The organism is Variovorax sp. N23, from assembly GCF_025486315.1.
GTDB lineage: Bacteria > Pseudomonadota > Gammaproteobacteria > Burkholderiales > Burkholderiaceae_C > Variovorax.
In genome coordinates this window covers 38,938-60,149 of sequence record NZ_JAOOPY010000012.1, presented here as the reverse complement: position 1 = coordinate 60,149, position 21,212 = coordinate 38,938, and the positions used below count along the sequence as shown (strand labels likewise).

At 65.1% G+C, this 21,212-nt stretch carries 20 protein-coding genes and 3 tRNA genes; 9 read left to right on the top strand and 14 right to left on the bottom strand.

What is annotated here, in order from left to right:
• Positions 1 to 73: 73 nt before the first annotated feature.
• Positions 74 to 1,741, bottom strand: coding sequence for a tannase/feruloyl esterase family alpha/beta hydrolase (locus N8A90_RS17830; protein ID WP_262076331.1), 1,668 nt, complete (start codon positions 1,739 to 1,741; stop codon positions 74 to 76).
• 118 nt (positions 1,742 to 1,859) lie between these two features.
• Here N8A90_RS17830 and N8A90_RS17825 point away from each other — a divergent pair, with 118 nt between their 5' ends.
• A complete protein-coding gene (locus N8A90_RS17825) occupies positions 1,860 to 2,789 on the top strand; it encodes a LysR substrate-binding domain-containing protein (protein ID WP_262076330.1) in 930 nt (309 codons plus the stop codon).
• A 159-nt stretch (positions 2,790 to 2,948) separates the two neighbouring features.
• On the opposite strand, the gene N8A90_RS17820 is transcribed toward N8A90_RS17825, so the two are convergent.
• Positions 2,949 to 3,944, bottom strand: a complete 996-nt coding sequence (locus tag N8A90_RS17820) for a Bug family tripartite tricarboxylate transporter substrate binding protein (protein ID WP_262076329.1) — start codon at positions 3,942 to 3,944, stop codon at positions 2,949 to 2,951.
• 102 nt (positions 3,945 to 4,046) lie between these two features.
• Complete coding sequence (locus tag N8A90_RS17815) at positions 4,047 to 5,135, bottom strand: tartrate dehydrogenase (RefSeq protein ID WP_262076328.1); 1,089 nt, start codon at positions 5,133 to 5,135, stop codon at positions 4,047 to 4,049.
• Between the two features lie 760 nt (positions 5,136 to 5,895).
• Here N8A90_RS17815 and N8A90_RS17810 point away from each other — a divergent pair.
• From N8A90_RS17810 to N8A90_RS17800, 3 genes are all read left to right on the top strand, one after another.
• Positions 5,896 to 6,345: a hypothetical protein gene (locus N8A90_RS17810; RefSeq protein ID WP_262076327.1), complete on the top strand. Its 450-nt coding sequence runs from the start codon at positions 5,896 to 5,898 to the stop codon at positions 6,343 to 6,345.
• Positions 6,346 to 7,158: 813 nt separating this feature from the next.
• A complete protein-coding gene (locus N8A90_RS17805; protein ID WP_262076326.1) occupies positions 7,159 to 7,968 on the top strand; it encodes a hypothetical protein in 810 nt (269 codons plus the stop codon).
• A 17-nt stretch (positions 7,969 to 7,985) separates the two neighbouring features.
• Complete coding sequence (locus tag N8A90_RS17800; RefSeq protein WP_262076325.1) at positions 7,986 to 8,402, top strand: DUF2513 domain-containing protein; 417 nt, start codon at positions 7,986 to 7,988, stop codon at positions 8,400 to 8,402.
• A gap of 17 nt (positions 8,403 to 8,419) precedes the next feature.
• On the opposite strand, the gene N8A90_RS17795 is transcribed toward N8A90_RS17800, so the two are convergent.
• Positions 8,420 to 8,758: a hypothetical protein gene (locus N8A90_RS17795; RefSeq protein WP_262076323.1), complete on the bottom strand. Its 339-nt coding sequence runs from the start codon at positions 8,756 to 8,758 to the stop codon at positions 8,420 to 8,422.
• Between the two features lie 445 nt (positions 8,759 to 9,203).
• Here N8A90_RS17795 and N8A90_RS17790 point away from each other — a divergent pair, with 445 nt between their 5' ends.
• Complete coding sequence (locus N8A90_RS17790; protein WP_262076322.1) at positions 9,204 to 10,223, top strand: hypothetical protein; 1,020 nt, start codon at positions 9,204 to 9,206, stop codon at positions 10,221 to 10,223.
• 173 nt (positions 10,224 to 10,396) lie between these two features.
• Here the strand turns inward: N8A90_RS17790 and N8A90_RS17785 are convergent.
• The 6 genes from N8A90_RS17785 to N8A90_RS17760 form a co-directional block, all read right to left on the bottom strand.
• Positions 10,397 to 10,484, bottom strand: a tRNA-Ser gene (locus tag N8A90_RS17785).
• Between the two features lie 77 nt (positions 10,485 to 10,561).
• The gene (gene hemW / locus N8A90_RS17780) at positions 10,562 to 11,809 is read right to left on the bottom strand and encodes a radical SAM family heme chaperone HemW (RefSeq protein ID WP_410087702.1); all 1,248 of its coding nucleotides are present in this window, start codon (positions 11,807 to 11,809) and stop codon (positions 10,562 to 10,564) included.
• Entirely contained in the window at positions 11,806 to 12,405 is a 600-nt protein-coding gene (gene rdgB / locus N8A90_RS17775) for an RdgB/HAM1 family non-canonical purine NTP pyrophosphatase (RefSeq protein WP_262076320.1), read from the bottom strand. The genes hemW and rdgB overlap by 4 nt, the downstream gene beginning before the upstream one ends.
• 20 nt (positions 12,406 to 12,425) lie before the next feature.
• On the bottom strand, positions 12,426 to 13,154 hold the full coding sequence (gene rph / locus N8A90_RS17770; protein WP_262076319.1) for a ribonuclease PH: 729 nt from the start codon (positions 13,152 to 13,154) through the stop codon (positions 12,426 to 12,428).
• Positions 13,155 to 13,182: 28 nt separating this feature from the next.
• Entirely contained in the window at positions 13,183 to 14,088 is a 906-nt protein-coding gene (locus N8A90_RS17765) for a PP2C family protein-serine/threonine phosphatase (RefSeq protein ID WP_262076317.1), read from the bottom strand.
• Complete coding sequence (locus N8A90_RS17760; protein WP_262076316.1) at positions 14,085 to 15,092, bottom strand: serine/threonine protein kinase; 1,008 nt, start codon at positions 15,090 to 15,092, stop codon at positions 14,085 to 14,087. The genes N8A90_RS17765 and N8A90_RS17760 overlap by 4 nt, the downstream gene beginning before the upstream one ends.
• Before the next feature lie 89 nt (positions 15,093 to 15,181).
• Between N8A90_RS17760 and N8A90_RS17755 the strand changes: the two genes are divergently transcribed.
• The 4 genes from N8A90_RS17755 (at position 15,182) to N8A90_RS17740 (ending at position 19,306) form a co-directional block, all read left to right on the top strand.
• Positions 15,182 to 16,096, top strand: coding sequence for a YicC/YloC family endoribonuclease (locus N8A90_RS17755; protein ID WP_262076315.1), 915 nt, complete (start codon positions 15,182 to 15,184; stop codon positions 16,094 to 16,096).
• A 7-nt stretch (positions 16,097 to 16,103) separates the two neighbouring features.
• Positions 16,104 to 16,724 carry a guanylate kinase gene (gene gmk, locus N8A90_RS17750; protein ID WP_262076314.1) on the top strand — a complete coding sequence of 207 codons (621 nt, stop codon included), beginning with the start codon at positions 16,104 to 16,106 and terminating at the stop codon, positions 16,722 to 16,724.
• A 30-nt stretch (positions 16,725 to 16,754) separates the two neighbouring features.
• The gene (gene rpoZ / locus N8A90_RS17745; protein ID WP_021009011.1) at positions 16,755 to 16,958 is read left to right on the top strand and encodes a DNA-directed RNA polymerase subunit omega; all 204 of its coding nucleotides are present in this window, start codon (positions 16,755 to 16,757) and stop codon (positions 16,956 to 16,958) included.
• Between the two features lie 92 nt (positions 16,959 to 17,050).
• On the top strand, positions 17,051 to 19,306 hold the full coding sequence (locus N8A90_RS17740; RefSeq protein WP_262076313.1) for a RelA/SpoT family protein: 2,256 nt from the start codon (positions 17,051 to 17,053) through the stop codon (positions 19,304 to 19,306).
• On the opposite strand, the gene greB is transcribed toward N8A90_RS17740, so the two are convergent.
• The 4 genes from greB to hrcA all read right to left on the bottom strand — a co-directional run bounded on the left by greB (position 19,307) and on the right by hrcA (position 21,204).
• Entirely contained in the window at positions 19,307 to 19,873 is a 567-nt protein-coding gene (greB, locus tag N8A90_RS17735) for a transcription elongation factor GreB (RefSeq protein ID WP_262076312.1), read from the bottom strand.
• 70 nt (positions 19,874 to 19,943) lie between these two features.
• Positions 19,944 to 20,020 (bottom strand) — tRNA-Arg (locus N8A90_RS17730).
• 59 nt (positions 20,021 to 20,079) lie between these two features.
• Positions 20,080 to 20,156, bottom strand: a tRNA-Ile gene (locus N8A90_RS17725).
• 40 nt (positions 20,157 to 20,196) lie between these two features.
• Entirely contained in the window at positions 20,197 to 21,204 is a 1,008-nt protein-coding gene (hrcA, locus tag N8A90_RS17720) for a heat-inducible transcriptional repressor HrcA (RefSeq protein ID WP_262076311.1), read from the bottom strand.
• Positions 21,205 to 21,212: the final 8 nt, after the last annotated feature.

The window sequence follows — 21,212 nt, the reverse complement described above, 5'->3', positions numbered from 1 at the left end:
CGCAGATCAGGTCCCGCAGACCCTTCCCCGCCTTCGTGGCGAGTTCATGCCGTCGAGCGCCCGGAAGCGCCCCTCACCGCCCCGCGCACCGGAAGTTCTCCGCCGTCGTCCCTTCCCCGGCCACGAAGTGCGGATAGGCCGGGTAGCGGCACAGGGGCCGCGAACGAACGGTTCGATAGGGCGCCATCGGCTCGTTGTGCACCTGGACGAGCACGTCGTCGGGCACACGCGCGTTCACGACCCACCGGTCCGGGGCGGCCAGCAGGTCGATGCTCGTGGGCACGGGCGCGCCCGTCGTCAAGCTCACGGCGGTGCCCCCGTGCGACGATGCCGGAGAGACATACAGGCGCATGAAGCGCTCGACGTCGTGCGGCCCCATGCGCGCCACGACGCGTTCGTAGTACTGCATGCCGGCAAGCGGGCTCTGCGCCATGTCGCCGGTGTTCTCGCGAATGATGAGCTTGCCGCCACGGCGAAGGAAGGCGCTCAGATCCGGGTCCGTGGCGTCCATCATGGCCGACACCTGCTCGATGCGCGTGCGGAAGTTCGTCGGGTCGAAACGGCGGACATCGAACTTCGGGTCGCGCGCAATGACGTTGCGCGCGTAGCTGAGGCCATACACCACGGCCCGGGCCTGCGTCGTGAGCGCGTCAATGCCGGGCGCTTTCCCATCGCTGATCCAGCGCTCGATCCCCTCGCCCGGCTGGATCTCGCCACCGAACAGGCGCCCCGGATAGGTGGTCAGCCCGTTCGCCAGTGCAAACGGCAGGACCGTGGGCCGGTAGGCGCCGTCGAAGGTCGCGATCTGCGCATCGGACAAGCAGGCATCGCCGGCGTCCTTGCCGCCGGGACACCGCAGCGCCTGGACGTCGACGCGGGCCGGGCAGGCCAGGTAGTTGTGGATCACCCCGTCGGCCAAGCCGTCGAGGCCGTCGCAGGCGTTGTTCACGGCATCGGCGATCAATCGCCTCTTGGCAGCGTCGAGCACACCGCCGTCGTACTGCGGCTTGGTGAAGTTCAGAAACCCGTTGAAGAGGCCACTCCACTGGATGACCGGGACCACGGCGACGATGCCGTCGAAATCCTGCGGGAAGCGCTGCGCGAGCAGCAGACCCTCGCGTCCGCCCTCCGACCCGCCGAAGTAGTACTGCTGCGCGGGCTTGCGCCCGTAGTAGCGTTCGATCAGGGCCGTGGACGCGTCCTTCACCTTCTTGTACGAGGCGAAAGCGAAGTTCTCGAACATCTCGTCATCCAGCGCGAACCTCGCGGGATCGGTGGGATACGACGTGCCGTCGTGACCCGAATCGGTCCCGAAGGTCGCATAGCCACGGGCCAGGGGAACGGGTGTTCCCGCCGGCGCATCGCGCAAAGGCGCCAGACCCGTGACAAGAACACCGTTGAAGCCGCCGCCGCCATACATCAGCGCCTTGCCGTTCCACGGGATCGGCAGGTTGAGCTGGAAGCGGATCGGATCGGCGCTCGCGCTTCTCGGAGCGATCGCGCCCAGCACCCGGCAATGCTCGGGCAGGCCCGCGCTCGCGGGCATCAGGCGCGCCGAAACGACCGCCGCCGCGCCGCTGGGCTGCGCCAGTTCGCCGGCGGCCACCACCTGGCCGGCCAACGCCGCACAGCTCTCTCGCAGCAGCGCCTCGATCGGCGGCGGTGCACGGTGGGCGCAGGCCGCCACCAGCAGCGTCGCGGGGATGATGGCCAGAAGGCGTAAGTTCAGTTCATGTCGCATGGCGTCTCCGTCGGTTGTGTCTTCGAGGTGAGGTGTGCATCACGCTATATTGGCGGCCGCCAGAGACAAGCAATCGACCCACTGCGGGAACGCGCAACGGACGCGACGGACACTCATCATGAGCAACCTCATCCTGCCCGGCGACCTGGGCTTCTTCTCCGCGCTGGCAAGCGCCGGCAGCCTCAGCGCCGCCGCGCGGGAGCTGGGCGTCTCCACCGCCGCCGTGAGCAAGCACCTGTCTCTGATGGAGTCGAGACTCGGCGTGCTGTTGATCACTCGCTCGACCCGCCGGATGAGCCTCACGCCCGAAGGCGAGTTGTATCTCGAAAATGCCCGCCGCATCCTCATCGAGATCCAGGGGATGGAGGAGGTCCTCGGGTTGTCGAAGGAGAAGCCGAAGGGCCTTCTGCGGGTGAATGCGACCCTGGGCTTCGGACGAAGCCACGTCGCGCCCCTGATCTCCGTGTTCGCCCGCAGATACCCGGAGGTCGAAGTGCAGCTGCAGCTCTCCGTGAACCCACCGGCGCCGACGGAAGACCTGTTCGATGTCTGCGTGCGCTTCGGCGCGCCGCCGGACAGCCGCGTGATCGCCAGAAACATCGCCGCCAATCAGCGCCTGCTGTGCGCAGCGCCCACCTACCTGGCCAAACATGGCATCCCCAAGGTTCCGAACGATCTCGCCAGGCACAACTGCATCGGCATCCGTCAAGGCGAAGAGGCTTACGGGGTGTGGCGGCTCACCACCGGCAGGGGGCGCAGCGCGCGCACCGAGGCCGTCAAGACGCGCGGCAGCCTCGCCACCAACGACGGCGAGATCGCCGTGAACTGGGCGCTGGCCGGGCACGGCATCGTGATGAGAGCGGAATGGGACATCGAACGGTACCTTCGCAGCGGACGTCTTGTGCAGGTGCTGCCTCAGTATGCGACGCCCGACGCGGACATCTACGCCGTGTACCCGCAGCGCCATCAGCTCGCCGCCAGAGTCCGGGCCTTCGTCGATTTCCTGGCGCTCTCGTTCACGCAGAAAAGCGCGCCCGCCAGGGCATGAGCGCGGCCGCGATCGATCGGCAACCGCACACCCCGGCAGCGCCGACGCACTGGCGCAGCGATGCCAGGCCCCCAGGGCCGCGGTGACATCGGCCACCTCCGCGGAAGGCTCGCCCCCTTGCGCAGGTGGCGTCACCTTGCCGGCGGGCTCTCGCCCGCCCTAGTCGACGGTGACGTTTCCGTCCTTCACCAGCTTGGCGAACTTGTTGGTCTCGTCACGGATGCGGGTGGCCATCTCCGTGGAACTGTCGCCGATCGGGTCCGCGCCGATGGCCTGCATGCGCTGGGCGAAATCGGGCGACTTGATGATCTTGACCATCTCGGCATTGAGCTTGGCGACCACGTCCTTCGGGGTGGACGCGGGCGCCAGGACGCCGAACCATGTGCCGATGTCGAAGCCCTTCAGGCCGACCTCCTGCAGCGTCGGCACATCCGGGAGCACCGACGAGCGCCTGGCGGTCGTGACAGCCAGCGCGCGCAACTTTCCGCCCTTGATGTGCTGGAGAACCGGCGTGATCGTGTCGAAGGACATCGCCACCTGCCCGCCGAGCAGGTCGGTCGTGAGCGGGCCGCTTCCCTTGTACGGAACGTGCAGCAGCTTGATGCCGGTGCTCGCCTGGAACTGCGTGCCGATCAGGTGCTGGGCCGTCCCATTGCCGTTCGAGCCGTAGGCCAGTTCGGTGGGAGATGTCTTCGCGAACGCCACCAGTTCGGCCACGCTCTTCGCGGGGGTGAGCGCGGCATTCACGACCAGGACGTTGGGCACCATGGCCACCGTCGTCACCGGTTGCAGGTCTTTCTGGAAGTCGTAGGGCAGCTTCTTGTAGACGCTCGTCGCGATCGTGTGATGCACCGCCCCCATCAGCAGGGTGTAGCCGTCACCCTTGGCCTTGGCCACGTAGTCGGCGCCGAGCGTTGCGCCGGCACCGGGCTTGCTCTCGACCACCACCGGCTGTCCGAGGCTCTTCGACAGCGCGTCCGCCAGCGCGCGCGCCAGCACATCGGTGGTCCCCCCCGAGGGAAAGGGCACGACGATGCTGATCGGCTTGGACGGCCACGGCTCCTGCGCGAAGGCCGAGGGCGCCAGGGCGAGCCCGATCGCAGCGGCGGCGAGCCGGCCGAGTTGGCGGCGCTTCAGTTCGATTCGATGCTTCATGCTTGTCTCCGAGAAGGTCCTTCGGGTACCCGGCGGCAGCGCCGCCGAACCCCTGGACTTCGTTGTAGTCATCCGGGCCCCCGGGGCCTCGGCAGGAAAAACTCAAGCAGCCTTGCGCTGCACCGCTCCGCTCACCTGGTCGCACACGGCCTGCGTGACCTGCGCCGTGGTGGCGGTGCCGCCGAGATCCCGCGTGTGCAGGGATGGATCGGCGGTCACGGCTTCGATCGCCCGCATCACGCGGCGAGCCGCTTCAGCCTCGCCCAGGTGCTCCAGCAGCATCACGACCGACCAGAAGGTGCCGACCGGGTTGGCCAGGCCCTGGCCCATGATGTCGAAGGCCGAGCCGTGGATCGGCTCGAACATCGACGGGTAGCGCCGCTCGGGATCGATGTTGCCGGTGGGCGCAATGCCCAGGCTGCCGGCCAGTGCCGCGGCCAGGTCGCTCAGGATGTCGGCGTGCAGGTTGGTCGCGACGATGGTGTCGAGCGTGGCGGGCCGGTTCACCATGCGCGCGGTGGCGGCGTCGACCAGTTCCTTGTCCCAGGTGACGTCCGGGAATTCCTTGCTGATCTGCACCGCGATCTCGTCCCACATCACCATCGCATGGCGCTGCGCGTTGCTCTTGGTGACGACGGTGAGCAGCTTGCGCGGGCGCGCCTGCGCCAGCTTGAAGGCGAAGCGCATGATCCGCTCGACACCGGCGCGGGTCATCATGCTCACGTCGGTCGCCGCCTCGATCGGGTGGCCCTGGTGCACGCGGCCGCCGACGCCGGCGTATTCGCCTTCGGAGTTCTCGCGCACGATGACCCAGTCGAGGTCCTTCGGACCGCAGCGCTTGAGCGGACCGTCGATGCCCGGCAGGATGCGCGTGGGCCGCACATTGGCGTACTGGTCGAAGCCCTGGCAGATCTTCAGCCGCAGGCCCCAGAGCGTGATGTGGTCGGGAATGTGCGGGTCGCCGGCCGAGCCGAAGAGGATGGCGTCCTTGTCGCGCAGCGCATCGAGGCCGTTGGCCGGCATCATCTCGCCGTGTGCGCGAAACCAGTCGCCGCCCCAGCCGAAGTCCTCGAACTCGAAGCCGAAGCTGTTGCTGGTCGAAGCAAGGGCTTCCAGCAGTTGCCGGCCGGCTGGCACGACCTCCTTGCCGATGCCATCACCGGGAATCGTTGCAATCTTGTATGTCTTCATCACAGACCTGTCGCCCAAAAATTTCATTCTGGAACCCATGCGTCTGCACGTTCCGGCGCCCGGGTTAAATCATTCTTAACTTTCGGTTAAGGATGCGGCGCCATTCGGCTGCATGGACGATCGCTGCAGCGAACGGAACTCGACCACGCCTTCGACGACGCGCTGCGCCCGCTGGCCGGCAGATCTCGCGACGAAATGGAAGTGATGTGCAAACGGGGCAAGTGCAGGCTCGCGGGCAGCGCGAGTGCCGCCCACTGGGCGGCCAACTGCCTGACCTGCAGGCGGCCGCGCAAGCCGCTCTTCCCAGAGATCCTGGCTCCAACCTAGGGCTCAGAGCGCCTCACACCGGTCCACCCGGTCGCACTGTCGACGTGGATGGGTAGGGATGCCGAACTGCCCCGCGTCGACGAGGGACATCGATCCCTGGCGGAGAGTGTGTCCGCACAGTCTCCAGCATCCATGCGCGTTTCCATGACGTTAGCTAGTGTTTCCATCATCCCTACCAACAAAAACAATGTCGGCCCACGACTTGGGCCAGAAACCGTCGATCTGCAGGTTTTGGCTAACAGGGTGGTACGCCCTTCACCTGGGCGCTTGCTGACCGTTGGTCGGCGTTGCGTCTTGCACGCGCCGTTTGTCACACGCCACACGTTTGAGATATTGACGGGGACAGCGTTCCATGTAACAAACGGTCGCTATGTGGGGCTGGAGCAAAACTAAGGTGGGGCGATGCAGGGCGCTGGCACGAAAGCACCCGCAGGTGAGTTCTGTTGCGGGCATCAGCATCGTTCTGTTTTTCGTCCTTTTTTCGTGGTGGTCGTTACATCCTGACGCGTTGACCGCCGCGAGACCATGGGTCGAGACGTTGAATGGTGCAACGTGGCCGGGAGATCCAGACCTTGCGCGAATTAGGACTGATGCGCCGAAACGATTCGCTGCCGCGGTGGCTCTAAAGACCACCTTCACCTTCGGCGGTGCGTTAGGCGCGATCCTTGCTGCACTTTGGCTGATTTTGGGTGGTTTAGAAAGGTTGGCTCGTATGAACTTGACGAAGATTCTTGAGGCGCACGATATGGAACTGATCAACCGTCTGGTGATGTTGCTCAGGCAGCGGCATCCGCAGATGCTCGACGGGAAGGACGTTGAGGCGATGAAAGCAGAAGCTCGACGCCTCAATGAAGATTTTGCTCAGGAACTCGAAGGCGTGTAGCGAGCCCGGTCGACCACAAGAACAAGAAGAACGTCGCCTATGTCTGCTTTCGAAGACGAAGAAATCAAGCCCTCAGCGAAGTCTCTGCTTCAACAATACATCAACGATGTGGGGCGACCCCCTCCTGCGCCGTGGAGTTTCGTTGAGCGTCGGATCCGGAAACAAGTGGCTAACATGCGCGCCACAAACGCTGCAGATGCGCCAACGGACCGCGAACTCGACAGTTTCCTCTTCGAGGAACGGCGTGCCTATCCGCGACCAATACGGCCTTGAGTCCTTGCTAGCGAACGCTCCGAGTTGTCAGTAGGCCCGCCATAGCCGCACGCTCGCGCAGTTGCGTCAGGTCCGAGGCCATGCGCAGCTTCTGCACGCCACTGTGCCGGCACTGGATGCGCGCCAGGAGCACCAGAAGCCCGGCGCGCTCGATGGGGGCAATGCGGCGCTTTACCTCAGTTCCCCGCGCGAGTGCTCAACTATCCGGATCGCTTGCTGGCCGCCACCGATGAACTGGCCGCCGAAGCCGATCGCGTTGGCCTTCCGCACGGCCAGCTGCAGTTCCTTCAGGGCGAAGCGCAGCTGGCGGTCGGCTGCTCGGTGTCGCTGTCGAACGCGACGGGCCCGTCGGTCTTCATGGTTCGTGGCCCCGGTGTTGGACCGTGGCAACCTGGTCGGCCAGGTAGGCAACCATTCCCCGTGCCCTGGTGGGGTCCGTGTAGCAGTTTCCAGTGAGGTCCGTGATGAAGTTTCCCTTGGCGAGGGCGCAGGCGAACGCGAAGGCGCGAAGGTAGGATGCGGAACGGGAGGTTCAATCACATGCACGACTTCACCATGCTGACCTCGGTGGACGATGCACGGCTGCCGCAGCTATTCGGCCGTCACGTCGTAGCGGTCACCGTGACCTCGATCGACGCAAGCAGCCAGGTGCATACGTACTCGTTTTCGGGCTTCTTCGTGGTGCACAACGAGACGTGGTTCCTGCTGATGGCCGGCCACGTGATCGAGGATTTACGAACGCTGGCACTTCGCGGCGAGACCATCGAATCGTGGGATCTGACGGACGCGTTCGCGGACGGCCCGGACAAGCGAAGCGTCGTCGTCGACATTCGCCTCGATGAGGTTGACAGCCTGCCCTACGTACAGGGCGGGAGCGATTTGGCTTGGACAGCGATCAACGACTTTCACAAGGAGACCTTTCGCCGCAACGGCATCGATCCCATCGATATGGCGCGCGATTTCGAACGCCTCTCTGACCGGCCTTTCGACATGCTGGTCCTTGCGGGCGTCCCAACGGAGAAGGTCGCCTTCACGGGCGCTCGGGCGCGGCAAGCGTTGCTTGCGATTCCGGCCGATGTGCTCGAGCTCGAGCAAGTCTCGGAAGTTCTCAAGCAGGGCACGAAGCGACGGTTCTATGGGCAGCTCGATTCCGTGATGCGTATGCAGGCGGGTCTCACCGACATCGCTGGCATGAGTGGCGGTCCACTATTCGGCCTCTGGATCTCTCCCGACAGGAAGACCTTCGACTATGCGGTGGTCGCGATACAGAGTGCTTGGGATCCGAAAGCACTGCAGATCGCCGGCTGGCCGCTCGACGGCGTGGCCGCGAATTTATTGGATCCGTCCTAAACCTGGAGGGACAACAGATGAAACGAGACTGGGACCTGATACGCAAGCTGCTGATCGACATCGAGGAGGGCAATGATTTCCTCGCCGACGATCCTGTAGCGCCGCAATGGCTCGACCAGTCGGAGAGGGTGTTCGCGGAACAGATGGCCGCCTACAAGAAGGAGCAGGAGCGCCTTTTCGGTCACCTCGAACTGCTGCTAGAGAACGGCTATACCGATGGCTACCAAGTGCTCCGCGGCGCCGACGGGTATTTCAGCTACGGCGTCAGCGCCCCCAGGTTGACCATGGCCGGTCACGATCTGCTTGACACCATGCGTTCCTCAAAGGTGTGGGGTTGGGTCAAAGCCACTGCAAGCACCAAGGGCGTGGAACTCTCCTTCGATGCAGTTAAAACGCTCAGCGCGATGGCCCTCAAGGCCGTGCTCGGCGGCTGACGCAGGGGGGCCGGGCTTCACCCCCCGGCCACCGTCTCCTCGTGCAGCGGCGCCGAACAGTGCTTCTTCCAATCGGCGGCCGACCTGGTGGCCTTGCCGTTGGCGATGACAGCGAACTCGCCGTTCATGCCTCCGAAGCCGTTCTTGGCGCGGTACTTCAGGCAGGCGACCGTGGCGTCATCGTTGACGCCGATGAACTCCCACTTGAGCGAGTCAGGGTCGCGCAGCGTGGACTTGACCGCCTTCGCCGAGGCAAAGGCCAGGTCGAATCGGGCATCCCCCTTCGCCTGTTCTTGCTTCTTGAAGGCGAACAGGTGAAAGCCTTGTGGCAAACGGCACTGCATGGCCTTGACCACATGGGCAGGGTCCGTGCGCTCTTAGAGCTTGCTGACATGGCCGGCATGGTCTGGGAAGTGCAATGACATGCGCATCCGCGTGCCAGTCGCCATGCGCAACCGGGTGCGCAAGCTGGAGCGCAGGGAGAAGCGTGATCTACCTGTCGGCGGCTGGCCGCCCATCACGAGCGTAGACGACTGGGAGGTATTCGCTTCGCGCATGCAGGACGCGCTTGTCTCTGCTTCGCGTGGCGACATGCCCGACCCTGCACCGCCTCCGATCACGCCCCCGCCACAGGTGCGCAAGGCCGATGACGGCCAATGTGAACCACGCCCGTTGTTGGCTACTGACGAGTACCTGGCGGCACGACGCAGGGCCCGCCAAGCTACCAGTGGACACCCAGCCGCAGTCGTGTAACGATCCGTGCAGCGGCAATAGCGCTGTCTTTTTACACTCGGAGCGGCTTTGAAAAACGAAAATTCAAATGGTGAGAATGTGCCCTCAACGGGCGATATGGCCGTTATTGGAGAGGGCACGCCGAACAGAACCGCAATAAGTATTCAGGTACTTCAAAACATCTACCACGAGCTTACGGGAAAGTCTGAAGAGGTATCCAAAACTTATGATGCGCCACTTCAACTTGAGTTAAATCACTTTCTCCAGCTAAATCTGAGAATCCAACAGATTTGCGAGCAATACAACATCCAGGCCGCAAATTGCTCCATAGCGGTTTTTTACGTAAACGACACCAAGGATGTTTTCAGCTCATTTGAACGTTTTCAAGCATTCAATGCAGGGTCCAGCAGCTCCGTCGAAAGCGTTTTAATAACGTACAATTTCTTGATTGTACTGCCCAAGTTGGCGCAGCCGCAGAGCTATACCGTAGCCGTCAGGGTCGCATCTCCCGTCGCGATACAACGAAAGATGAACAGCAGCATGCCGTTCAACATGCCAAAGATCTTCAGAATGATGGGCGGTGCTCGCATGGCCGTTGTGAACATTAAGTACGTTGACTACGCGGTGGCCCGCACATTGCTGAATACCGTTGACGAATGGGTGAACGCAGCGCCCAAAGCAATGACAAACCCAGTCTGGAAATCTTTACGCAACCATACAGACTATCTGCCGCTCATCACTCGCTACACTGCTGGCCTGGTCGTTAGCATACTCATTTATTTCAGCGTTCCATCCTTCATTTCTACTTCTTCCACAGCTGTAGAATTTTTAAGATTTTCACTTGCCGCAGGCGTAGGCCTGTTTACGGCCTATAAACTTGCGGAACATCTTGGAAGTGCGGCTGAAGACTCAATCGACCGTTGGTCGGACCTCTCATATATTTGCCTTACTGATGGAGACAAGAAGGAGGTTACAGACGCAAAGGGCCGAAATGGAAAAAGTCTACTTTGGGGCGCGCTCAGCCTGCTTGGCGGGTTCGCTGTTTCTGTAGCAGCGAAAGTCATCGTGCAACTACTCGTCGGGGTGTAGCGGACTGCTGTCACGAAGTGGCGTGCGTGAACCCGCTCCGAAGAGCTTGATCTTGATTGGCTCAACCAGAGCTGCCGGCGGGCGCTGCGCTTACATTGGGCTTACCAGGGGAACTCGAGGGTTCGGATATGGGCTTCGAGAGGTGCGTAACCCCTTGTTTTTGTTCGTTTTTTTGGCGGAGAGTGTGAGATTCGAACTCACGGACGCTTTCACGTCGGCAGTTTTCAAGACTGCTGGTTTAAACCACTCACCCAACTCTCCAATGCCACGTCGTTGCGACGCAACGTCCGCGATTTTATGCGGGCATCGGGACATGGCCGGCACGGCGCACGAAGAATCTACGCATCCGGCAGAAAGAGCGTCTGCAGATCGCTGAGGAAATCCAGCCCACGCTCGGTCGGCCAGGCGTGCCACAGGTCGCGCTGCAGCAGGCCCTTCTTCTCGGCGGCTTCGAGTCCGCGCTGGATGGCGGTGATCGACAGGCCGGTGCGTTCGCTGAACTGCGCCAGCGTGAAGCCCTCGCGCAGGCGCAGCGCGTTGAGCATGAATTCGAAGGGCAGGTCGGCGATGGCGACTTCGTCGCTCTGTGCGACGGCGGCGCCGGCCAGGGCCTGGGCCATGTAGCGCTGCGGCTCGCGGTAGCGCACCTGCCGCACCAGGCGGTGCGCGAAGCTCAGCTTGCTGTGCGCGCCTGCGCCGATGCCCAGGTAGTCGCCGAATTGCCAGTAGTTGAGGTTGTGCGCGCAGCGATGCCCCTCGCGGGCATAGGCGGACACCTCGTAGCGCGTCATGCCCAGCGCGGTCGTCGCTTCGGTGATGCGGTCGAGCATCGCGTAGGCATCGTCGTCTTCGGGCACGACGGGCGGGAACTTGGCGAAGTAGGTGTTGGGTTCGATGGTGAGGTGGTAGACCGACAGGTGCGGCGGCGCGAGCGCCAGGGCTTGCGCGAGGTCGGCCTCCAGTTGCGCCGGCGTCTGGCCCGGCAGCGCATACATGAGGTCGAGGTTGAAAGTGTCGAAGGCGCTGGCGGCTTCCTCCACCGCAGCAATGGCTTGCGCGCGGTCGTGCACGCGGCCGAGCGCCTGCAGGTGCGCATCGTTGAAGCTCTGCACGCCGACCGACAGGCGCGTGACGCCCGCGCCGCGGTAGGCGCGGAAGCGGTCGCGCTCGAAGGTGCCGGGGTTGGCTTCAAGCGAGATCTCGCAGTCGGGCGCCAGCTTGAGGCGGGCACGCAGATCGCCGATCAGCCGGTCGATGGCCTCGGGCGAGAACAGGCTGGGCGTGCCGCCGCCGATGAAGATGGTGTGGACGGTGCGGCCCCAGATCAGCGGCAGCGCGGCATCGAGGTCGGCGACCAGCGCATCGAGGTAGCGCTGCTCGGGCAGCGGCTCGCCGCCGGCGCGCCATTCGTGCGAGTTGAAGTCGCAGTAGGGGCATTTGCGCAGGCACCAGGGCAGGTGCACGTAGAGCGACAGCGGCGGCAGCGCGGCGAGTTGCAACGGGCCGGGGCGCATCAGGTGCAGCACGTCGTTGGCGTGCAGCGCACCGGGCTCGACGGCCGCGGCGATGGGCACCAACGCTTTCACATCCAGTTGGCGCGCATCAGCGCCAGCATGGCTCGCGCAGCCTGGCCGCGGTGGCTGTGCGCGTTCTTCACGTCGGGCGACAGCTGCGCGAAGGTCTTGCCGACGCTGGGCAGGAACATCACCGGGTCGAAACCGAAGCCGTTGTCGCCGATGGGCTCGCGCGTGATCTCGCCCGGCGCGCGGCCGACGGCGATCAGCGGTTCGGGGTCGTCCGCGCTGCGCAGGGCCACGAGGGTGCTGACGAGCGCGGCGCGGCGGTCGTCGACGTTCGCCATCTGCTCGAGCAGCGCGCGCACGTTGTTGGCGTCGCCCTTGGGGTAGCCGAATTGGGTGGCGTAGTAGGCGGTGTCGACGCCCGGCAGCCCGCCGAAGGCATTGACGCACAGGCCTGCATCGTCGGCGATGGCCGGCAGGCCGGTGGCCGCGGCGGCATGGCGTGCCTTCGCCAGGGCGTTTTCGACGAAGGTACGGAAGGGTTCTTCCGCCTCGCCGACGCCGAGCTCGGACTGCCGCACCAGCTCGACGCCCAGCGGCGCGAAGAGTTGCTGCAGCTCGGCGAGCTTGCCCGCGTTGTTCGATGCCAGAACGAGTCGCATGCGTCTACCTCGCCCGCCGCTCAGGCGGCCAGCGCCTGCTGCTGCATCAGCACCAGTTCGCCGATGCCCTTCTCGGCCAGGCCGAGCAGCAGGTTCATCTCTTCGCGCGAGAAGGCCGCGCCCTCGGCGGTGCCCTGCACTTCGACGAAGTGGCCGGCGCCGGTCATCACGACGTTCATGTCGGTGTCGCAGGCCGAGTCCTCGATGTACTCGAGGTCGAGCAGCGGCGTGCCCTGCACGATGCCCACCGAGATCGCCGCGACGTGGCCGCGGATCGGCGACGCCGTGAGCGCCCCGCTGGCCAGCAGCTTGGCGACCGCATCCTGCGCCGCCACGAAGGCGCCGGTGATGGCCGCGGTGCGGGTGCCGCCGTCGGCCTGCAGCACGTCGCAGTCGAGGTGGATGGTGCGTTCGCCCAGGGCCTTCAGGTCGAACACGGCGCGCATCGAGCGGCCGATGAGGCGCTGGATTTCCTGCGTGCGGCCGGTCTGCTTGCCCTTGGCCGCCTCGCGGCTGCTGCGGGTGTGCGTGGCGCGTGGCAGCATGCCGTATTCGGCCGTCACCCAGCCTTCGCCGCTGCCCTTCTTGTGCGGCGGCACCTTCTCTTCGACCGACGCCGTGCACAGCACGCGGGTCTGGCCGAACTCGATGAGCACGGAGCCCTCGGCATGGATGGTGAAGCCACGGGTGATGCGCACGGGGCGCAGTTGGTCGGCGGCGCGGGCGCCGCTGCGGATGAAATCGGTCATGAGCGGAATGAGAAAAAAGAGAAGCGGGTCAGGCCTTGCGCGCCGCAGAACGGCGGATGGCCTCGTTGATTTCGGCGATGGAGCGCTCGATGGCGTCTTCGTCCAGGTCGTCGATTTCGGTCTCGGACGGCATGCCCGCCTGGATGGTGGACGCGAACACGCCGTCGCTGATGCTGTCGGTCGAGATGCCCCGACCGACGCCGGGGGCATCGGGCGTTTCCCACTCGAGCGCGATGAGCGTCACGTTGTCGCTGTGCGGGCCGCCCTTGCGCAGCGCCATCTCGGCGAGGTCGGGCGCCGCGTCGGACACCGGCTTGCCGGACGAAAGCGTGTGCACGATGAGCGCGTCGTCGAGCACACCCCAGACGCCGTCGGAGCACAGCATGATGCGGTCGCCCCGCTGCAGTTGCAGCGGAGCGGCGACATCGATCATGGGCGGCGTGGGCGACCCCAGGCAGGTCAGCAGCAGGTTGCGGTTGACCGGCTCCGGCCCGCCGCCGGGGCGCGGGCGCTCGGCGTGGGAATGGTCGCGCGTGCGGGTCAGCAGCGCGCCGTCGCGCACCACATACAGCCGCGAATCGCCGCAGTGCACCCAGTGCGCCGTCGGGCCCTGCAGCACGGCCGCCACGACCGTCGTGCGCGGCGTGTCGAGCATGCCCTTGGTACCGGCATAACGCATGATCTGCTGGTGCGCCGACATCACGGACGAGGTGAGGAAGGCCTTGACGTCCTTGAGCACCGGGCGGGCCTCGCGCTGGTACAGCGCGGCGATGGTCTGCAGCGCCATCTGCGCCGCCACCTCGCCTTCGGGGTGCCCGCCCATTCCGTCGGCCAGCACGAACAGGCCGGATTCCCGGGTGTAGCAGTAGCCCATGCGGTCTTCGTTCTTGAGACGACCGCCCTTGCGGCTGACCTGGAAAACGGAGAACTTCATGCCGGTCGCGTGGTGGGCGCGGCCGCCTTGGGCAGGCCCTTCTTATCGAAGGAACGCATGTTGTCGATCGACAGGCGCACCTTCTCTCCGACGGTGAGCTTGGTGTAGCGGCGCTCGCCTTCGCGGCTGAGCTCCTTCTGCAGCGCGAACACCGACTGCGGGCGCGACAGCGGGTCGAGCGACATGCACCACTCGACCACTTCGATCATGTTGTCGGAATAGACGCCGCGCAAACGCGAGAGCGACAGGCCCAGCCGGTCTTTCTCGATGCGCTGCGGCGCGTCGTTGGGCGGGTAGCCCTGCATGCAGGCATAGATGCAGGCGCCGATGGCGTAGATGTCGGTCCACGGGCCCATCGACGAGTCGCGGCGGTACATCTCGGGCGCCGCGAAGCCGGGCGTGTACATCGGGCGGATGAAGTTGCCTTCCTTCGACAGGACCTCGCGGGCGGCGCCGAAGTCGATCATCACGGCGCGGTCGTCGTCGGTCACGAAGATGTTGGCCGGCTTGATGTCCAGGTGCAGCATCTTGTGCTGGTGAACGATGCGCAGACCGCGGAGGATTTCGTCGAAGAGCGAGCGGATGGTCGATTCGCGGAAGACCTTCTGCTTTTTCAGGTCGCGCGCGGTGACGATGAAATCCTGCAGGGTCGCGCCCTCCAGGTAGTTCATCACCATGTAGACGGTTTCGTTCTCGCGGAAGAAGTTGAGCACGCTGACCACCGACGCGTGCGAGATCTGGGCCAGCGAGCGCCCTTCCTCGAAGAAGCTCTTGAGCCCCAGCCGGTAGAGCGACAGCTTCTCGGGCGGCACCTGCGGCGCCAGTTCGCCCGTGCCACGGGTAGCCAGCGACGAGGGCAGATATTCCTTGATCGCGACCTGCTGACCGCTGTGGTCGACCGCCAGGTACACCACGCCGAAACCACCCGCCGACAGACGGCGCACGACACGGTAGCCTCCGATGACGGTGTCCGGCAGCAGGGGCGAAGGTTTGACCTTTGACATAATCCGGGAGTTTCGCCCGAAGGCAATGGGGCGGCAAGCGAACGCTGTGCCGTCGCCTCCGTGCGAACAACATTTCACAGTGAGGCGCAATGTCAGTTTACAGCATGACCGGCTATGCCAGCGGCCAGAACGGCCCTGCCGGAACCCCGCCAGAAACCGACCCGCGCCCTCTGGCGGCGGGCCGTCTCGGCGTCGAAATTCGCTCGGTCAACAGCCGATTCCTCGACCTGACTTTCAAGCTGCCGGAGGACCTTCGGCAATATGAACCCGTGTTGCGCGAAATGCTCACCGGCCGGCTCAAGCGCGGCAAGGTCGAACTGCGTGCCGCGGTCGAAAGCACCGCGCAGGCCGGCGTCGCCGAGCCCTCCACCCGGCTGCTGCAACGGCTCAATGGGGTGCAAGACGGTATCCGGGCCTGGCTGCCGAGCGCGCGCGAGCTGAGCGTCGCCGACGTGCTGCGCATCGCCGCCGGTGATTCGACCTCGGCGGGCGACTGGGGCAGCGTCCTGGCCGATGTGACGCAGAAGGCGCTCGACAGCCTGGTCGAGGCGCGTGAACGCGAAGGCGCCCGTCTGGCCGCGATGCTCAAGGACCACCTCGGCCAACTGCGCAAGCTCACCGTCCAGGCCGTGCCGCTGGTGCCGCAACTGGTCGAGCAGCAACGCACCCGCTTTCTCGAGCGCTGGCAGGACGCGATGGGCCTCACCGGCGGCACGCTGCCCGAGGCGGCGCAGGACCGCGCCTTGAACGAGGCGACCGCCTTCGCCATCCGCATCGACGTGGCTGAGGAACTCACCCGCCTGGGCTCCCACCTCGACGAGATCGAGCGGCTGCTGAAGAAGGGCGGTGAGATCGGCAAGCGGCTCGACTTCCTGATCCAGGAACTGCACCGCGAAGCCAACACCCTGGGCTCCAAGTCGGCGGCCCTCGAGATGACGCGCATTGGCGTCGACATGAAAGTGCTGATCGAGCAGATGCGCGAGCAGGTCCAGAACATCGAATAGACCCACCATGGATTACCCCGGCAATCTCTTTGTGGTCGCCGCCCCCAGCGGCGCCGGCAAGTCGAGCCTCGTGAAGGCACTGATGGAACTCGACTCGGCGGTCCAGCCGTCCGTGTCCCACACCACGCGCCCGCCGCGCGGACAGGAAAAACACGGCCGCGAGTACTTCTTCGCCTCGACCAACGAGTTCGACGCGATGGTGGAAAGCGACGCCTTCATCGAATGGGCGCACGTGCACGGCCAGCGCTACGGCACGTCGAAAAAGGCGGTCGAGGACCGCATGGCCCAGGGTGTCGATGTCATCCTCGAGATCGACTTCCAGGGCGCCATCCAGATCCGCAAGACCTTCGGGAACGCGGTGCTGATCTTCATCCTGCCGCCGAGCTGGGAGGAGCTGCGCTCGCGGCTCGAACGCCGCGGCGAAGACAGCGCCGAGGTCATCGAACTGCGCCTGCGCAATGCGGCCGACGAGATGGCCCGCGCCAGCGAATTCGACTTCGTTATAATCAACGAGTTATTTGAGCGTGCGCTTTTCGACCTGAAAGCCATCGTCCACGCCCAGCGGCTGCGGTATTCCGCCCAGCGCCGCGCCCGCGCCGACACCTTTGCCGCTCTGAATATCCCCTGATTCGCCCACCGCCCGCAACGAAAGATCCTCATGGCCCGCATCACCGTCGAAGACTGCCTGCTGCAGATCCCCAACCGTTTCCAGCTCGTGCTCGCCGCGACCTACCGCGCGCGCATGCTGAGCCAGGGCCATGCCCCGAAGATCGAGAGCAAGAACAAGCCGGCCGTGACCGCGCTGCGCGAGATCGCCGAAGGCAAGATCGGCATCGAGATGCTCAAGAAGGTTCCCGGCTGATTGACGTTGCACCGCAACAAAGAAGCACCGCCGCGCGGTGCTTTTTTTATGCCTGAACGCGCCCGCATGGGCGCCGCGCTAAAGTGGCAGACATGAGCGCGGTCGTCAAGCCCCAGTCCAATGCACCTCGAGGCATGCCCCGGCCGAGTCCGGCTGCCTTGAATGCGGCTGCGGCCAGCTTCGCCGCCCTCACCGCCCGGCTCGACTACCTGAGCGCCGAAGATACCGAGCTGGTCCGGCGCGCCTACCGCTTCGCCGACGAGGCCCACCTGGGCCAGTTGCGCAACAGCGGCGAGCCCTACATCACCCACCCGATCGCCGTCGCGGCCCAGTGCGCCGAGTGGAAGCTCGATGCACAGGCGCTGATGGCCGCCCTGCTGCACGACGCGATCGAGGACTGCGGCGTCACCAAATCCGAGCTGATCGAGCGCTTCGGTGCCCCGGTGGCCGAACTGGTCGACGGCCTCACCAAGCTCGACAAGCTGCAGTTCAACACACGCGAGGAAAACCAGGCCGAGTCCTTCCGCAAGATGCTCCTGGCGATGGCGCGCGACGTGCGGGTCATCCTCGTGAAGCTGGCCGACCGTACCCACAACATGCGCACGCTGGCCGATGCGCCGCGCGAGAAATGGGCGCGCATCGCGGGCGAGACGCTGGAAATCTATGCGCCCATCGCCTACCGGCTCGGGCTCAACCAGACCTACCGCGAACTGCAGGAGCTGTCGTTCAGGCACCTGCGGCCCTGGCGCTATGCCATTCTGTCCAAAGCCGTGTCCAAGGCACGCGGCCGACGCCGCGACCTGATCCAGAAGGTGCAGAAGGAAGTCGAAACGGCCTTCGGCGAAGCCGGCATGAACGTGCGCATCGCCGGGCGCGAGAAGACGCTCTATTCCATCTACCGCAAGATGGACGAGAAGCGCCTGAGCTTCGCCCAGGTGACCGACATCTACGGCTTCCGGCTCATCGTGCCGAACGTGATCGCCTGCTACACCGGGCTGGGCATCCTGCACCAGATGTACAAGCCGCTGCCGGGCAAGTTCAAGGACCACATCGCGATCGCCAAACTCAACGGCTACCAGTCGCTGCACACCACGCTGGTCGGCCCGGCCGGCGTGAACGTCGAGTTCCAGTTGCGCACCGAGGCCATGAACGTGGTGGCCGAATCCGGCGTGGCCGCGCACTGGCTGTACAAGGCGTCCGACCCCAGCGTCGCGAACGGGGAGCGCCTGGGCGCCAAGTGGCTGCAGTCGCTGCTCGACATCCAGGACGAAACCCGCGACGCCGCCGAGTTCTGGGACCATGTGAAGGTGGACCTGTTCCCCGACGCGGTCTACGTGTTCACGCCCAAGAGCCAGATCATGGCGCTGCCGCGCGGCGCCACGGTGGTCGACTTCGCCTACGCCATCCACAGCAACATCGGCGACCACACCTCGGCCGCCCGCATCAACGGCGACCAGGTGCCGTTGCGCACCGAGCTCAAGAACGGCGACGTGGTGGAGGTGATCACGGCCCCGGTGTCCACGCCGAACCCGGCCTGGCTGGGCTTCGTGCGCACCGGCCGCGCGCGCTCCAAGATCCGCCACTACCTGAAGACGCTGGCGCACGTGGAATCCGAAGAACTGGGCGAGAAGCTGCTGGCCCAGGCGCTGCGCGCCGAGGGCCTCGGCAAGCTGCCGGGCGACGACGCCGACTACCAGTCGATCTGGGAGAAGCTGCTGCGCTTCACCGGCAACCGCACCCGCGCCGAACTCCTCACCGACATCGGCCTGGGCAAGCGCATCGCGAGCATCGTGGCCAAGCGGCTGATGGCGCTGCTGGCCGAACGCGGTGAGAAGCCCGACGCGCTGATGCTCAGCCGCGAGCGCTTCACCGCCCACGAAACGGTGTCGCAGGGCGCCGTGACGCTCGATGGCAGCGAGAACTCGTCGGTGCGCTTTGCGCTGTGTTGCCGGCCGATTCCGGGCGATCCGATCGTCGGCTATCTCGGCCATGGCGAGGGGCTGGTCGTCCACACCGAAGCCTGCGGCGTCGGCCAGCGGCTGCACTACAAGGACAGCGAGCGCTTCTTCGCCGTCGAATGGGCCGACGAGCCGGTGCGTACCTTCGAGACGGGCGTGGTGGTCACGGTCCGCAACGACAAGGGCGTGCTGGCCAAGGTGGCGTCGACGCTGGCCGATGCCGAGGCCGACATCACGCATGTCGAGATGACCGAAGAGACACCGCAGGACTCGACCGACCTGCGCTTCGTGATCTCCGTGCGCGACCGCACGCACCTTGATGCCGTGTTGCGCGCGGTGAAGCGGAGCTCGTCGGTGCTGTCCGCCACGCGGACCGTGCCCGCCGCCTGATCAGGCCCCTGCAGGCGCCGGGTACGCGACCGACAGGATTTCCAGTTCCTGCAGGCCGCCCGGCGTGGCGAGCTTCACCACGTCGCCCTCGCGCGCCTTGAGCAGTGCGCGCGCGATCGGCGAGATCCAACTCACCTGCCCCTTGGCGCTTTCGGCTTCGTCGATGCCCAGAATCGTCACGGCGCGCTCGTTGCCCGCTGCATCGGCATAGCGCACGGTCGCTCCGAAGAAGACCTGGTCGCGGCCATGGTGCACGGACGGGTCGGTGACCTCCGCCACTTCCAGGCGCTTCGTGAGAAACCGGATGCGCCGATCGATCTCGCGCAGACGCTTCTTGCCGTAGAGGTAGTCCCCGTTCTCGGAGCGGTCGCCGTTCTTCGCGGCCCAGTGCACGGCCTCGACGACCTTGGGCCGCTCCACGTCCATCAACGCCAGCAGTTCATCGCGCAGACGCGCGTAACCGCCGGGAGTCATGTAGTTCTTGGTGCCCACCGGCAGCGCAGGCGCCACACCTTCGGCCGCATCGTCGTCGTCGGCATCGGTCTCTTTGGTGAAAGCCTTGCTCATGCCTGATTCTCGATGCTGCAGGCAAAAAGAAAAGGGTCAGCTCGTTTTCACGAGCTGACCCTTCAGAGAGTGGTGCGGCTGGCAGGAATTGAACCCACGACCCCTTGGTTCGTAGCCAAGTACTCTATCCAACTGAGCTACAGCCGCACAGCTTGCGATTATAGCATGCGTTTTCGACCTATCCCGAATGCATCGCAAATTTCGCGTGGTAGGCCGTGATGGGCTTGAACCATCGACCAACGGATTATGAGTCCGCTGCTCTAACCAACTGAGCTAACGGCCCACGCGCCGGGATTCTAGTGGGCGCACTCACCGGTCGCTCGTCAGGGCTTGCGATGGCTCAGCGCGTTGGTCACCAGCCGCGACGTGATGTCGACGATCTGGATCATGCGGTCGTAGGGCATCCGCGTGGGGCCGATCACGCCCAGCGTGCCCACGACCTGGCCGTCCACTTCATAGTTGGCGCTGACGATGGACAGTTCCTCGAAGGGAACCACCTGACTTTCGCCGCCGATGAAGATGCGCACCCCGTCCGCCTTGCTCGAGACGTCGAGCAAGCGCATGAGCTGCGCCTTCTGCTCGAAAAGATCGAAGGCGCGTCGCAGCTGCCCCATGTCGCTGGAAAAGTCGCTGACCGACAGCAGGTTGCGCTCGCCGGAGATGACGACGTCGTCCTGCGCCTCGGTCATGACCTCCGAGCTGGCCTGCACCGCCGCCTGCATCAGCGACGCGATCTCGCCGCGCAGTTTCTCGACCTCGGACTGCAGCCGGTCGCGCACCTGCTCGATGGTGAGGCCCGCGTAGTGTGCGTTGATGTAGTTGGCGGCCTCGACCAGCTGCGACTGCGAGTAGTCCGACTCGGGGAAGATGACGCGGTTCTGCACGTCGCCGTCGGGCGAGACGATGATCACCAGCAGGCGACGGTCCGACAGCCGAAGAAATTCGATCTGCCGGAACACCGAGGTACGACGCGGCGCCATCACCACGCCGACGAACTGCGAGAGGCTCGACAGCAGGTTCGCCGCATTGGCGATCACCTTCTGCGGCTGGTCCGGCGGAAGGCTCGGGGCGGGCAGCTGGTCGCGCTGCGCCGTGAGCATGGTGTCGACGAAGAGCCGGTAACCGCGCGCCGTCGGGATGCGTCCGGCCGAGGTGTGCGGGCTGGTGATCAGCCCCAGCGCCTCGAGGTCCGACATGACGTTGCGGATGGTCGCGGGCGAGAGTTCGAGCCCCGATGCGCGCGAGAGCGTGCGTGACCCCACAGGCTGCCCCTCGGCGATGTAGCGCTCGACCAGCGTCTTGAGCAGCAACTTGGCACGGTCGTCCAGCATCGTTCGAT